Here is a 12,772-nt window from a genome sequence, read left to right as displayed (position 1 = left end):
TTCCTGCCTGAGGAAACGCCCGGGAATACGATTTGCTCAGGACTTCCTGACGGTGCGCTGTTCGATGCGTTTCTCGAAGGTGCCCTGAATCACGCGGTCGACATAAATGCCGGGCGTGTGGATCTGTGTGGGTAGCAGCACGCCCGGCTCGACGATTTCCTCGACTTCGACCACGGTGATCCGGCCTGCCGTGGCAACCACCGGATTGAAGTTCTGCGCGGTATGGCGATAGATCACGTTGCCGAAGTGGTCGGCTTTCCAGCCCCTGACAAGGGCGAAGTCGCCGGTGATGGCTTCTTCCAGAATCACATTGCGCCCGTTGAACTGGCGGGTTTCCTTGCCTTCGGCAACGGGCGTGCCGTAACCGGTGGCGGTGTAGAAGGCCGGGATGCCAGCGCCGCCTGCACGGAGTTTTTCTGCCAGGGTGCCTTGGGGAGTGAGTTCGACTTCCAGCTCACCGCTGAGCAACTGCCGCTCGAAGAGCGCGTTTTCACCGACATAGGAGGAGATCATTTTGCGGATCTGGTGATCCTCCAGCAGGATGCCGAGGCCGAAACCATCGACACCGCAGTTGTTGGAAACCACCGTCAGGCCTTTGATGCCCATGCGCTTGATCTGCGCAATGAGGTTTTCAGGGATACCGCACAGGCCGAAGCCGCCGCACAGCACCGTCATGTTATCGGTCAGGCCGGCAAGGGCCTCTTCGTAGGTCGCGACACGTTTATCGAGTCCAGCCATGATGATCCGCCTTTTTATTGTTCATCGACAGGGGGCCGTTGTGAGTGCATCTTCTCTCCCGGTCAGTGATTTGTTAATTTTGTTTTTCTGATCAATTGATAATAAAAGCAAATATATGAACGTCAAACAGCTTCGGGCGTTTCTGGCAGTTGCCCAATGCCTGAGCTTTGCCCAGGCCGGAGAGCGACTGCATCTGTCGCAGCCGGCCTTGAGCCTGACCATCAAGAGCCTGGAAGATGATCTGGGCGGGCAACTGCTCACGCGCACCACGCGCACGGTCAGCCTGACCCCGGAAGGCGAAACCCTGCTGCCACTGGCGCGTCAGTTGCTGGCTGACTGGGACAACACCGAAGAGCTGCTGCGTCAGCGTTTCACGTTGCAGATGGGCAAAGTGTCGGTGGCGGCGATGCCAGCGTTCGCGGGCAATCTGTTGCCGGGCGCGTTGAAGGTGTTTCGCGGGCGCTATCCGCGGGTCAACGTGGCAGTGCATGACGTGATCAACGAGCAGGTGGTGGAAATGGTGCGCCATCGTCGGGTCGAGCTGGGCATCGGTTTCGAGCCCGAGTCGAGCAATTCGCTGGTATTCACGCCGTTCTATATGGATCGTTTTGTCGCCGTGGTTGCAGCCGATTCGCCGCTGGCCGAGCGCAAGCAATTGACCTGGCGCGAGCTGCTGCGCGAGGACTTCATCGCCCTGCAACGACCTTCGGCCGTGCGCCTGCTGCTGGAGCAGGCGATTGCTGCGCAGCACGGCAAGCTTTCGGTCGCTTTCGAGAGCCATCAGTTGTCCACCATCGGGCGAATGGTCGCCAATGGGCTGGGCGTCAGTGCGGTGCCCGCGTTGTGCATCGAGCAGATGCAGGAACTGGGCGCTCGCTGCATTGCTCTGGTCGAGCCGCGTATCGAGCGGCGCATCGGTCTGATGATGCTGGCCGATCACAAGCTGTCAGCGGCCGCCCATGCGTTGCGTGAGGTCTTGATTCAGCATTCCGCAAAAGTCGATAGCTACTATCACGACGGATGATTTTTGCCTGAGGGAGCCGGGGATTAACCTTTGTTCATTCCCGAAAACGAGTCAGTCTGGAGGCTCCCATGAATCATTTCTTTGCTCTTGGTCTTGTCGTGTTCTTCAGTGCTGTGCTGTTGGGCGGCTGTTCCACTCATCACTCCGTCGAGTTGCGTCCTTACACCGTCGAAGAAACTCATCAACTGGCACTTGAAGACTTGAACCGCCGTGGTCTGTCGTTCGACGAATACCAGGCCCGTAAAGCGCAACTGATGGCTGATCCCGCCATTCAGCAGGTCCGTCAGTTCGATAAAGAAGGTGAAGTGAGCGTTGAGCGTGGTGCCTTGCTGGATGGCCGTCGCGGCTGAAGGTGGAATGACAATTTTTCGATAACCGAATTTTATTGAAACTGTACCGATAAAAGTTTCACCCACTGTCCGTTTGTTTGCAGATGATGCTCCGTTAGGGTGATCGCTTGATTTCACCACTCCCCGGACAGCTTGATGCTTCTCTCTTTCGATCTTCTGCTGGCTTTCGCACTGTTTGCGTTTGTCTCCTCTGTGACACCCGGCCCAAACAACATGATGCTGATGGCTTCAGGCGTGAACTTCGGTTTCAAGCGCACTCTGCCGCATATGGTGGGGATCAGTATCGGCTTTTTCGTGCTGATAGTGGCGGTGGGTTTTGGTCTGGGCAGCCTGTTCAAGACCTGGCCTGTTCTCTACACCATCCTGCGTTATGTGGGTGCGGCCTATCTGCTTTATCTGGCGTGGAAAATCGCGACCTCGGGGCCAGCCTCCGATTCCACTGAACAGCGTGGCGAACCCTTGAGTTTTCTGGGCGCGGCGTTATTCCAGTGGGTCAATCCCAAGGCCTGGGTCATGGCCATTGGTGCGATCAGTACCTATACGCCGATGGAAGGCTATTTCATCAACGTGTTGGTCATCGCGTCGGTATTTGCACTGATCGGTCTGCCTTGCGTCGGCATCTGGGCGGGGTTCGGCAGTTTGCTGCGCAACGTTCTGCGCAACCCGCTGGGCCTGCGGATCTTCAATGGCGTGATGGCGGCGTTGCTGGTGCTGTCGCTGTATCCGTTGGTGCTTGAACATTAGTTCGCGACCAGGTGGGACCGGATTTATCCGGGAAGGGGTCTGTACACCCGCCGCATCTTTACCTGAAGAAAAAATGCTTCCCGAATAAATTCGGTCCCACACAGTCTGTACACAGAACCGTTTTACAACGCCAGTTGCAAATGCCCGCCTTGCTGTTTTCTGCGGGCCTGGAGCCGATGCTGCAAGCCAAGCAGGAAATGCTCCAGCCCTTCGCGCAGGCGTTCGGTAAGAATCTCATCCAGCTCACCGCCCAGCTCGTTATCGCTGTAACTGATCTGGCTATCGATGGCGAAGATGCCGTGCAGCACTTCCTGTGATTTCAGCGCGGAAAGCACCGGCTTGAGGGCGTAATCCACGGCCAGCATATGGGCGATGCTGCCGCCGGTAGCCAATGGCAGAACCACTTTGCCGAGCAGAGCACGCTCGGGCAGCAGGTCCAGCAGTGTCTTGAGGGCGCCGGAGAACGAGGCCTTGTAGACCGGCGTACCGATCAGCAGGCCGTCGGCCTGGCGGACGGCTTCAATGAAATCCTGGACTTGCGGGCTGTCGAACTGGGCGAAGAGCAGGTCTTCAGCCTTGAAGTCACGGATGCGAAGCGTCGTGACATTGACGCCCTGATTTTCCAGCCAACGACCGGCATGGGCCAGGACGACGCCGGAGCGGGATTTGGGGGAGGGGCTGCCTGAAAGCGAAACGACCAACATGCTGAATTCCTTGCGATAAGCGTATACCTGCAAAGCAGCATGTGTGCCAGCCTTGTATTTTTATCAAGCTGTTGAAAATAAAGGATTTATTTTTATATCGATGACAAAGGTACAGCCCTTTGATGCTGAATCAGCAGGCAAGTGCTGATCCACTGTTGCTGTACAGACAGTTTCTTCGGGCAAAAAAAATCCCCGCACGGGTCGGTGCAGGGACGTCTTCTGGCCGGGTTTCAGTTCCTGAAGGCTGCGCCTGTCTGTACCACACTGGCCGAGCCAAGCAGTTGGCTGATGAAGCGGTTCCATCGCGTGATATTGGCAGGCCCGACAAACACCACATCCTGAGCCTGGAGTTCAAACTGGCGAGCCAGCAGGTAGGCAGTGGGTTTTTCAGCTTTCAGGTGATAGACCGTGGACACCGCATTGGCCTGGTTCTCGACGCCGCGAATCACGTAGACCGCGTCGCCATTGGCGGTTTCCGGGCTCAGGCCGCCGGAGCTGCCCAGGGCTTCAAGCAGTGTCACGCTGGTGGTGCCGAAAGAAATGACCTGCGGGTTACGCACTTCTCCCAGCACATAGATCTTGTTTTTGGAGTTGCTGTTGAGGTGCAGGTAGTCGCCATCCTTGAGGAATATCTTGCTCAGTTGCGAGCCCTGGCGGTTGAGCGAGTCGATATCGATCAAGTAGTCCCGGCCATCGCGCCTGAGGGTCAACCCGGCAAGGTTGGCGTCGGTCAGGTCGATACCGGCGGTGCTGACTGCTTGCACCAGGCTCAAGGGAATATTGGTGATCGATTGCGGGCCGGGAGTCTTGAACGAGCCCGAGAGCAGTACGCGCTGGCTGTTATAGCGCAGCACTTTCACATCGACCTTGACCTCGGTGTATTGCGGCGCAAGCCCCATGCGCAGTTGTTCGCGAATCTGGCTGACAGTCTTGCCACCGGCCCTGATCTTGCCGACATAGGGAAAGAACAGCGTGCCGTCGCTCAGCACTTCTCGCGTGTTGGCGTCGAGCTGGTCCTGTGAACCTGGAGCGGTCAGTTCCGGGTGCTCGAAAACCGTCACCAGCAAGGTATCGCCCGGACCGACCGCATATTCCGGGGTTTTATAGTTCAGCAGCTCGGCGGGTAACGTCACGCTATTGGACGCTATGCGTTGCTGCTGTTGTTGCAGGCTTTTGGGGGTGATATCGACCAATTGAGCCTTGGGGCCATTCGGGTCATCCGCCGTGATATCGCCCGGGGTCATGTGTTGGCCGGGGGCAAACACGCATCCCTGCAAGATCAGACTGGAGAGCAGCACAACAACCAGGTTTCGATTCATATGAGTGTTCCTTGCTGACGGTGCGTCTGGCACCACGATGATTTCATTGCATCCCTGTTCAACATTTCTCTGCGGGTTCATGTCTTGTGCGCGCACATACCTCCCTCCGGGTATGGGCGCCCGGAATCCTTTCGTTTCGTTTGGGGTAAGGTCTGTCGAACCGGTCAGAAGGCGTTCTTGTTGAGAAAGCCTTTGAACAGGGTCAACAGGATGATTTTGAGATCCAGCCAGACCGACCAGTGCTCGATGTATTCCAGGTCGAATTCGACACGTTTCTGCATCTTGTCCAGCGTGTCGGTTTCGCCGCGCCAGCCATTGATCTGTGCCCAGCCGGTAATGCCCGGCTTGACCTTGTGCCGCAGCATGTAGCCGCTGACCTGCTTGCGGTATTGCTCGTTATGCGCGACGGCATGGGGGCGGGGGCCGACAATGGACATGTCGCCGCGCAGCACATTCAGAAACTGCGGCAGTTCATCGAGGGATGTCCGGCGCAGAAAAGCCCCCAGCGGTGTGATGCGCGCATCGTTGCGTGTGGCCTGACGCACGACTGCCCCGTTTTCCTGAACACTCATGCTGCGAAATTTCCAGACCATGATCGGTCGCCCGTCCAGGCCGTAGCGCCGCTGGCGAAACAGGATCGGGCCAGGTGACGTCAGCTTGATCGCAATGGCAATCAGCAACATGGGCAGGGCAATCAACAGCAGAATCAGGATCGACAGCAGAATATCCTCGGCCCGTTTGACCAGGCTCCAGGCGCCATCCATGGGCGAGTCGAAAATGCTGATGCTGGCCAGGCCATTGATACTTTCGCTGCGCGCGTGCAGCAGCTCGAACATGAAGACATCCGGGATCAGGTACACCGAGGCGGTGGTGTCGCTCAAACCTGTGATCAGCTCACGCAGGTGTGGCTCACCGCTGAATGCCAGAGTGATGTAAACCTTGTCGATCCTGCCTTCTCGGGCGTCGTCGACCAGTTGTTCGAGATTGCCCAGCACCGGTACATGATGATCGTTGTTGTTGAGTTCCATCTGGCGGGGTTGCGAGTCGTAGAAGCCCAGCAGATTCAGGCCCATCCACGGCGCGCTGGAAATGGACTGTGCCAGACGGGCTCCGACCTGGCCGGTGCCTACAATCGCTACGCGCCGGGTATTGAAACCGTGACGCCGCAAACCGTGCAGGACCCTGCGAATCAGCAGCCTGTAACCGCACAAGGCTGCCAATACCAGCGCGAACCAGGTCATGTGGCTGTTATCGGGCATCCGGAAACTGCTGAGCAGCAAATAGTCTACGGACAGCAGAATAACGAACGTCAGTGCCCAGTAATTGAAGACCTTGGCCAGCTCCCGCAGGATGCGTTCGCCGCGCCATGATCCATAGAGTTGGTGAAACTCGCTCAGCCAATGGAAAACCAGCACGGCCAGGATGATCTGGAACCAGACTTCGGCGCTGCTGGCGGCCGGTTGTTGCTGACTCTGCCAATAGCCGATCAGCACAATGATTGTCAGATCCAGCAGACGATGAGCCACTGACAAGGCTGATTGGTGGGCATGCAGGATGCCGCGGACTGGGGTGCGCATTTAGTGGGCTCGCTCAAACGGATTCGGCTGGAACGACTCGGGGCGACACTTCGCTGTTGATCAGGCTCGCACTGTTCGGATTCAGCCAGTGCCGGGTCGGCAGTTGGGTCAACTGCGTGGCGCTCAGGCGGCTCTCGACGAACGACAGCATTTCCTGTTCAAAACGCCGGACCGAGAAGCGCTCGGCGTTGGCACGGCAGGCCTGGGCACTGATGAGCGATTGCGCGGACTCGAATTCGGCCACGGCGGCGATCAGCGATGCCACGTTCTGCTGCCGATAGAGCACGCCGGTGGGGTGAGGTTGGTCCAGCCCGTGGACGGTTTCCAGCACGCCGCCCTTGCCGAAGGCAATCACCGGTGTGCCGCAGGCCTGAGCCTCCACCGGGCTGATGCCGAAATCCTCTTCGGCCGCGAACACGAAAGCCTTTGCAGCGCGCATGTGTTCAAGCAGTACGGCCGCTGGCTGGAAACCCAGCAGCCGGACGTTGGGTGCCTTGCTGGCGATGGCCTGGGCCTTGGCCATGTCCGGGCCATCGCCCACCACCACCAGTTGCTTGTCCGGCATGGCGGCAAAGGCTTCGATGATCATCGGCAAACGCTTGTAGGGCACCATGCGTGAGGCGGTGAAGTAATAGTTCTGTCGAGTACCTTCCTGAAAGGTGAAATTCTGTGTGTCCACTGGCGGGTAGATCACGGTGGATTCACGGCGGTACGCCTTGCGGATCCTGGCGCCAATGAAGCGGGAGTTGGCGATGAAATCATCGACGCCGGTTGAAGTGCGTTGATCCCACATACGTATGTAGTGCAGCACCAGGCGCGCCAGTTTGCCCTTGAGGCCCTTGTTCAGGCCCGATTCGCGCAGGTATTGATGCTGCAGGTCCCAGGCATAGCGAATCGGCGAGTGGATATAGCTGACGTGCAACTGGTCCGGTCCGGTGAGCACACCCTTGGCCACGGCATGGCTGCTGCTGATGATCAAGTCATACTCCGACAGATCCAGTTGCTCGATGGCCAGCGGCATCAATGGCAGATAGCGCTGATATCGGGTTCTGGCTCCTGGCAGATTCTGGATAAAGGTGGTCCTGGCGACCTTGCCGCCCAGATGGGCGCGGTCTTCGTCGCTGAGAAAGTCGATGACCGCAAACAGGTCGGCTTCTGGCCAGATGTTTATCAGTGAAGCCAGCACGCGCTCGGCACCGGCATAAGTCACCAGCCAGTCGTGGACGATAGCAATTCTCATGGAGATTCCTTGCTCTGTAGCTCGCTCTACTTCAGGCGCAGGCTGATCGCGTCTTGGCGTGGCAGTTTTATTGAGATTCAGCTTTTTCCCGAAGGGGATTCCGACACGGAGCGGGTATTGGCGGCGTGTTGAGGGCATGAGCCCAGCAGGGCATCGATGCGTTGTGACAGACGCTTGGCCGAGCTTTCCCACGAAAAGCGCGTCACGTTGTGCAAGCCTTGGGTACGCAATGCCTTGCGCAGCGGTTCATCGATCAGCACACGCTGCATGGCGGCAGCCATGTGGCTGACATCCAGAGGGTCGAAATACAGGGCACTGGCTTGCAGCACTTCAGGAATCGATGCGGCATTGGCTGCCAACACCGGGCAACCGCAGGCTTGCGCTTCCAGCGGTGGAATCCCGAAGCCTTCGTACAGTGACGGGAACACGAAGGCGGTTGCGCCCTGATATTGACTGATCAGTTCGGCATCGCTGAGCCGTCCCAGAAAGCGGATACGCGGGTCCCGGCAGGCCAGGCGTTGCAGGTCCGGGTCTGCAAATACACCATGGGCACCGCCGACGATGTGCAGCTGGACATCTTCATGGCCGCGCAGGCTCATGAAGGCCTGGATCATGCGATGGAAGTTCTTGTGCGCACTGGGGGAGGAGACTGCCAGCAGGTATTTACCGACGTCTTCAGTGGGCGGCTGAGGTGTGAACGACTCGCTGACTGCTGCGGGCAGGACCAGGATTTTCTTTTCCGGGAAGCCGTAGAACCTGGAAATCTCGCCCTTGGAAAAACTGCTGCTGGTCACCAGGGTCTTGATTCGCGAAAGCATGATCGGGGTGATGATCCGGTAGACGGTCCTGAAGATTCGCGTGTAGCTGTGCGGGAAGCGTGCATAGGTGATGTCGTGGTGCGTTGCAATCTGATTGCTGTACAACATCGGCCCGGTGCTGCAGGTCGAGAGCAACAGCGGGCTGCCTTGGCGGCGCAGGTACAGCGGCAGGTCGAACTGCTCCCACAGATGGCCGCTATTGCGCCCGATGCAACGCACTTCCAGCGCCTTGGCGCTTTCATGGCGCTTGATTCCGTGCGGAGAGACAAAAACCACATCGTTGCGTATTTCCTTGAGTGCCAGGCATAACTGCTCTGCGAAGCGCTGAACCCCGCCTATTTCCTGGGTAAGAAATCGGGCATTGATAAAAATCATTAAGTGCATCCTGCAAGGTAGTGGGTGGTGTGTGTTCGCTTGACGTACTGATGCTGATCAGTTGAGGCACAAACAAAACCTGTGGGAGGCAGCTTGCTGGCGAAAAAGGCCTGAAAACCGGCAGATAATCTGCGTCTGAAGTCGCCAGCAAGCTGCCTCCCACAAAGTGATTTATCCCTTCAGTGTGCGTCGTGAGCGAATAGCGCTGGTCTTGTGCCCAGACTGATTATTTTTGGAAACTCATCGATGGGAACCTGGGCCGAACAGCGCGAGTCATTGCAGTTCCAGGGGATATCGGTGTCGAACTGGCCCTTTTCGGGCTGGCCACTGTCGATCATTCGCACGGTGCCGTGCTGCATGCTGCTGGCTTCCACGTGGGTCAGCCTCGGTACGCCGGTGGTCCAGGCCACCAGTATCTGTTCTGCACCCTTGGCGAATCTCAGTAGATAGGTGCTGTCCAGTTCGCGGCTTTTGTCGGCGTCATAGCGGTATTCGAGAATCGTGCTGCTGATGGCCTTGAGGGTCAGGTAGGCCGGTTTGAGGCTCAGGTCATACTTGAGCAGGCCGAAGTTCTGCTGCGGGTCATTGCCGTCCCGGCCGCTGTCGATCAGGCCGTACCACCAAAGCCCCTTGATGTCCGGCACGGTCTGGGCCAGGAAAAAACTTCGGGCCAGAAAGGCCGCCTGGGTCTGTTCGCTGATGCCGCATTTGCCGGTATTGGTGGGCCAGCCCATTTCCGTCAGGTACAACGGCACGGGGCGCGCTGCCAGGGTTCTGAGATCGGCATCGATCCAGCGCAGCCAGGCGATCCAGCGTTCGGGCGTGTGGCGTTCTTCGTGGCGGCAATGCACGTAAGGATGCAACGACAGCCCGTCGACCTGATTCAGCAGGCCGTTCTGGATCAGCCTGTCGGCGAACCCGAGGTCCATGCCCAGGCTGGTCACCGCACCGGCCAGTATCGTCACCGGCTGTTTCTGTTTACGGATGCGTGTGACGGTTTCTTCGATCAGATTGTTGTAGTCCTTGGTGGCCCAGGCATCGACCGGGTTGTCCCGGTCCCACTCATTCCAGATTTCGTAGAGATCGACGCTGTCGGCCAGCTCCCGGCTGACAAAGCTGACGTAGTTGCCGAATGCCAGGCTGACGGGCGGCTGGCGAGGCTTGGCATAGTTTTCGTAAAACGGGTTTCCGTAACCCAGCACCAGCAAGGGTCTCAGGTGGTGTTCCTGAGTCTTGCTCAAGTACTCTCGCCAGGCCGGATCGATCCGCATAAAGCCGCGCCGGGGTTCGACCGTGGTCCAGTAGGCGTCGTCCCTGACCGAATTGACCCCTGCTTCCTCCAGCAGTCTCAAGACCTTGGCCGAAGAGCCGTTGTCATTCATCAACTGGGTGTCGACACCAATGATGAAAGTCTCTTCTCCCTGTGCAATACGGATCGACAGCAGCCACGGCAGGAAAACCATCAACAGTTTTCGCCAACAGGATGCAGGTGTTTTTGACATGGGTTGTCTCAATGAAGAGGCACGGTCCGGAGCACTTGCTCAGTGGGGCACGGGCCGATGGATGTCACTACGCGGTATCGGGCAAGGAGTGCAGCCGGGGCAATGTGATCCGGTCCTGCAGGGTCTGGATCAGGATGCTTTCATACTGGTCCAGCATCAGTTCCAGGCTCAGAAAACCGGCGACACTGCTACGTGCCTGAGCGCCAAGGCGTGCCAGCAGCCTGGGCTGCTGATGCAGTTTGAGCATGGCCAGCCCCAGCGAGTCCGGGTCATCGGGGCTGCATAGCAGGCCGTTGAACTGATCCTTGATGATCTCGGTCAGACCGCCCATACGGCTGGCGATGACCGGGCGGGAATGGGCACAGGCTTCCACGGCGACCATGCCGAACGGCTCGTTCCACAGGGACGGCACGATGGCGACATCGATCTGGCTGTAGAACGCCTCGGGGTTCTGGTAACCGACAAAACTGATGTTCGGGGATGTAGCCATCGCCTTGAAACGTTGCTCGTCATTGATCTGCCCGCGCCCGGCGATCTGCAAGGTGGCGTTGAACGGCAGGTGCTGGAATTGATCGATCAGCCAGCCGACGCCTTTGGGGTCCGACAAGGTGCCGATATAACCGAAGCGCAGCGGGGCATCGGGCTCAGTTGTACGGGCTTGCGGATCATTGAGCGGGCAAGGGCTGGCGTTATAGACAACATGGCTTTTAGCGCCCTTGAAATATCCCTTTTCCTGCATGCTGTTGAGCAGGAAGCGACTGACGCCGACCACCGCGTCCACTTGCGAGGAGCGTTCGTCGTGGCCTGTGCGAAACCGCGTGCAGAGCCCGCACTGTTTTTGGCAACTATGGCCTTTCTTGAACATGGTGCTGCTTGGGCAAAGCAAGTACATGTCATGCAAGACCTGCACGACCGGAAGACCAGCCAGGCTGATTTCATCCCAGGCCGAGACTGACCAGCCCGTAAGGTTGTGACACATCACCAGATCGGGCTGCTCCAGTTCCAGTACGCGCTTTACATGGTCGCGCATGCCGGGGTTGTAGCGATCACGCAGGTGCCAGCCAAGTCGGGCCAGGCGTCCTGGCCGTTGTGCCGTGAAATGCCAGTAGGTGTTGTGCAGGCCTGCGCGATAAATCTTGATCTGGTTGAGCGCATCCATGTGCAGCCCGGCCTTGGCGGTCGTACACAGCACTGTCACGCCATGGCCGCGTTGCTGCAGGCCTTCGACCATGCGTTGCAGGATGATCTCGGCGCCACCGCCGATATCCGGGGCATAAAGGCTGCTGATGAACAGGATCTTCATAGTGGATACGTCCTGTTCAGGCCCAGCACGCCGGCTTCTCCGTCACGTATGGCTTTTTCGATCAGGTTCAGGCGTTTTTCGGCATCGCAGCGGCGGGCAATCAGCCTCAGCAGGCAGAAGAATATCCAGCGATTGAGCCGATAGAGCAGCGATGAGGAAGCCCAGATATTCTTGTCGAACCAGGCCTGATTGCGCGCACCGTAATACGCCCGCAGGTCCGAGCCGCCCAGCAGGTAGTTTTCATAGATATTGCTGCTGCGGGCCTTGATGTTCCAGGAGTCTTCCAGGTCATCGAGCAAGGCTTCGGGCACCAGGAAAATCCGCCCGCCACCTGCCGTGATGCGCCAGGTGTATTCGCTGTCGTCGGCATACAGCTTCAAGGCATCCAGCGGCAGCCCGATCTTCTGGTACAGGCTGCGATGGGCCAGCAAACCGCCGTAGGTTGCAAAGGGCAGTTGCACCATGAGTGGTGTGCCTTGCAGGGCTTGAGGCCGGCCCCAGGGCAAGCGCCGCCAGATCTTGTAGGGCAGTTGCGCGATATGAAAACCGAAAAAGCTCGAGCGCCGCTGGATGGCGAAACGCTGCGGCACCCCAGAGGCAATGTCGGCCTGGTGGGTCGGACGAAATCCCAGCACCGCAGCCTTGTCCTTGCCATCGATCTGTTCACGCTGATGCAGGTACTTATGCAGGATCGAAATGGCATGGATGGTCGGAGCATTGTCATCGTCCATCAGCCAGATGTACTCGGCCCCGGCATCCAGCGCAGCTTTTATTCCCACTGCATAACCATTGGCCGAGCCGGTGTTGTCGGGCAGATAGATCACCTGTACCTGGCCGGGCCATTTGTTGCTCAAGGACTCCAGAGGTGCCACTGAAGCATTGCTGACGATAATGACACGCTCTATCTGCGGGCTTTCCAGCGAGCGACTGACCAGCGTGTGCAGGTATTTGAAACGGTCACCATAGGTGAGCGTCACCAGTGTGGTTCGGTTGATCATGGTGAGGTTCCGGGGTTGGTCGGGGGTGTATGGCGGCCGATGCCGTTTTGCCCTGTCGCGGGGGGGGGGCGCCCCCCCCC

12 protein-coding genes are annotated in these 12,772 nt (G+C 58.3%); 3 read left to right on the top strand and 9 right to left on the bottom strand.

Going from position 1 to position 12,772, the window contains the following annotated elements:
- Positions 1-36: 36 nt before the first annotated feature.
- Positions 37-738 carry a CoA transferase subunit A gene (locus Q6A51_RS23520; RefSeq protein ID WP_201006648.1) on the bottom strand — a complete coding sequence of 234 codons (702 nt, stop codon included), beginning with the start codon at positions 736-738 and terminating at the stop codon, positions 37-39.
- A gap of 115 nt (positions 739-853) precedes the next feature.
- On the opposite strand from Q6A51_RS23520, the gene Q6A51_RS23515 reads away from it, so the two are divergent.
- The 3 genes from Q6A51_RS23515 (at position 854) to Q6A51_RS23505 (ending at position 2,856) form a co-directional block, all read left to right on the top strand.
- On the top strand, positions 854-1,762 hold the full coding sequence (locus Q6A51_RS23515; RefSeq protein WP_201020458.1) for a LysR family transcriptional regulator: 909 nt from the start codon (positions 854-856) through the stop codon (positions 1,760-1,762).
- Between the two features lie 68 nt (positions 1,763-1,830).
- Complete coding sequence (locus Q6A51_RS23510; RefSeq protein ID WP_201020457.1) at positions 1,831-2,112, top strand: hypothetical protein; 282 nt, start codon at positions 1,831-1,833, stop codon at positions 2,110-2,112.
- Between the two features lie 135 nt (positions 2,113-2,247).
- Entirely contained in the window at positions 2,248-2,856 is a 609-nt protein-coding gene (locus Q6A51_RS23505) for a LysE family translocator (protein WP_201020456.1), read from the top strand.
- A gap of 122 nt (positions 2,857-2,978) precedes the next feature.
- On the opposite strand, the gene ssuE is transcribed toward Q6A51_RS23505, so the two are convergent.
- The 8 genes from ssuE to Q6A51_RS23465 form a co-directional block, all read right to left on the bottom strand.
- Positions 2,979-3,560 (bottom strand): NADPH-dependent FMN reductase, encoded by a 582-nt coding sequence (ssuE, locus tag Q6A51_RS23500; protein ID WP_025259442.1) that lies wholly within the window; start codon positions 3,558-3,560, stop codon positions 2,979-2,981.
- Between the two features lie 230 nt (positions 3,561-3,790).
- On the bottom strand, positions 3,791-4,879 hold the full coding sequence (locus Q6A51_RS23495) for a polysaccharide biosynthesis/export family protein (RefSeq protein ID WP_201006642.1): 1,089 nt from the start codon (positions 4,877-4,879) through the stop codon (positions 3,791-3,793).
- Between the two features lie 164 nt (positions 4,880-5,043).
- On the bottom strand, positions 5,044-6,456 hold the full coding sequence (locus Q6A51_RS23490) for an undecaprenyl-phosphate glucose phosphotransferase (RefSeq protein ID WP_201020455.1): 1,413 nt from the start codon (positions 6,454-6,456) through the stop codon (positions 5,044-5,046).
- A gap of 13 nt (positions 6,457-6,469) precedes the next feature.
- Positions 6,470-7,696, bottom strand: a complete 1,227-nt coding sequence (locus Q6A51_RS23485; RefSeq protein WP_304575846.1) for a glycosyltransferase family 4 protein — start codon at positions 7,694-7,696, stop codon at positions 6,470-6,472.
- 77 nt (positions 7,697-7,773) lie between these two features.
- Complete coding sequence (locus Q6A51_RS23480; protein ID WP_201020453.1) at positions 7,774-8,889, bottom strand: glycosyltransferase family 4 protein; 1,116 nt, start codon at positions 8,887-8,889, stop codon at positions 7,774-7,776.
- A 179-nt stretch (positions 8,890-9,068) separates the two neighbouring features.
- Positions 9,069-10,391: a hypothetical protein gene (locus Q6A51_RS23475; RefSeq protein ID WP_201020452.1), complete on the bottom strand. Its 1,323-nt coding sequence runs from the start codon at positions 10,389-10,391 to the stop codon at positions 9,069-9,071.
- 67 nt (positions 10,392-10,458) lie between these two features.
- Positions 10,459-11,694, bottom strand: a complete 1,236-nt coding sequence (locus Q6A51_RS23470; RefSeq protein WP_304575845.1) for a glycosyltransferase family 4 protein — start codon at positions 11,692-11,694, stop codon at positions 10,459-10,461.
- Positions 11,691-12,692, bottom strand: a complete 1,002-nt coding sequence (locus tag Q6A51_RS23465) for a glycosyltransferase (RefSeq protein WP_201006630.1) — start codon at positions 12,690-12,692, stop codon at positions 11,691-11,693. Before Q6A51_RS23465 ends, Q6A51_RS23470 begins: the two co-directional genes overlap by 4 nt.
- Positions 12,693-12,772 lie beyond the last annotated feature (80 nt).

Origin of the sequence: Pseudomonas serbiensis, assembly GCF_030580745.1 — a bacterium.
In the GTDB taxonomy this organism is placed as follows: Bacteria; Pseudomonadota; Gammaproteobacteria; order Pseudomonadales; family Pseudomonadaceae; genus Aquipseudomonas; species Aquipseudomonas serbiensis.
This window is presented reverse-complemented; position numbering and strand designations above follow the sequence as displayed.

Excerpts from the sequence above, each read along its gene's own strand:
- Q6A51_RS23520 (WP_201006648.1), bottom strand. The coding sequence starts at position 738 with ATGGCTGGACTCGATAAACGTGTCGCGACCTACGAAGAGGCCCTTGCC.
- Q6A51_RS23515 (WP_201020458.1), top strand. The coding sequence starts at position 854 with ATGAACGTCAAACAGCTTCGGGCGTTTCTGGCAGTTGCCCAATGCCTG.
- Q6A51_RS23510 (WP_201020457.1), top strand. The coding sequence starts at position 1,831 with ATGAATCATTTCTTTGCTCTTGGTCTTGTCGTGTTCTTCAGTGCTGTG.
- Q6A51_RS23505 (WP_201020456.1), top strand. The coding sequence starts at position 2,248 with ATGCTTCTCTCTTTCGATCTTCTGCTGGCTTTCGCACTGTTTGCGTTT.
- ssuE (WP_025259442.1), bottom strand. The coding sequence starts at position 3,560 with ATGTTGGTCGTTTCGCTTTCAGGCAGCCCCTCCCCCAAATCCCGCTCC.
- Q6A51_RS23495 (WP_201006642.1), bottom strand. The coding sequence starts at position 4,879 with ATGAATCGAAACCTGGTTGTTGTGCTGCTCTCCAGTCTGATCTTGCAG.
- Q6A51_RS23490 (WP_201020455.1), bottom strand. The coding sequence starts at position 6,456 with ATGCGCACCCCAGTCCGCGGCATCCTGCATGCCCACCAATCAGCCTTG.
- Q6A51_RS23485 (WP_304575846.1), bottom strand. The coding sequence starts at position 7,696 with ATGAGAATTGCTATCGTCCACGACTGGCTGGTGACTTATGCCGGTGCC.
- Q6A51_RS23480 (WP_201020453.1), bottom strand. The coding sequence starts at position 8,889 with ATGATTTTTATCAATGCCCGATTTCTTACCCAGGAAATAGGCGGGGTT.
- Q6A51_RS23475 (WP_201020452.1), bottom strand. The coding sequence starts at position 10,391 with ATGTCAAAAACACCTGCATCCTGTTGGCGAAAACTGTTGATGGTTTTC.
- Q6A51_RS23470 (WP_304575845.1), bottom strand. The coding sequence starts at position 11,694 with ATGAAGATCCTGTTCATCAGCAGCCTTTATGCCCCGGATATCGGCGGT.
- Q6A51_RS23465 (WP_201006630.1), bottom strand. The coding sequence starts at position 12,692 with ATGATCAACCGAACCACACTGGTGACGCTCACCTATGGTGACCGTTTC.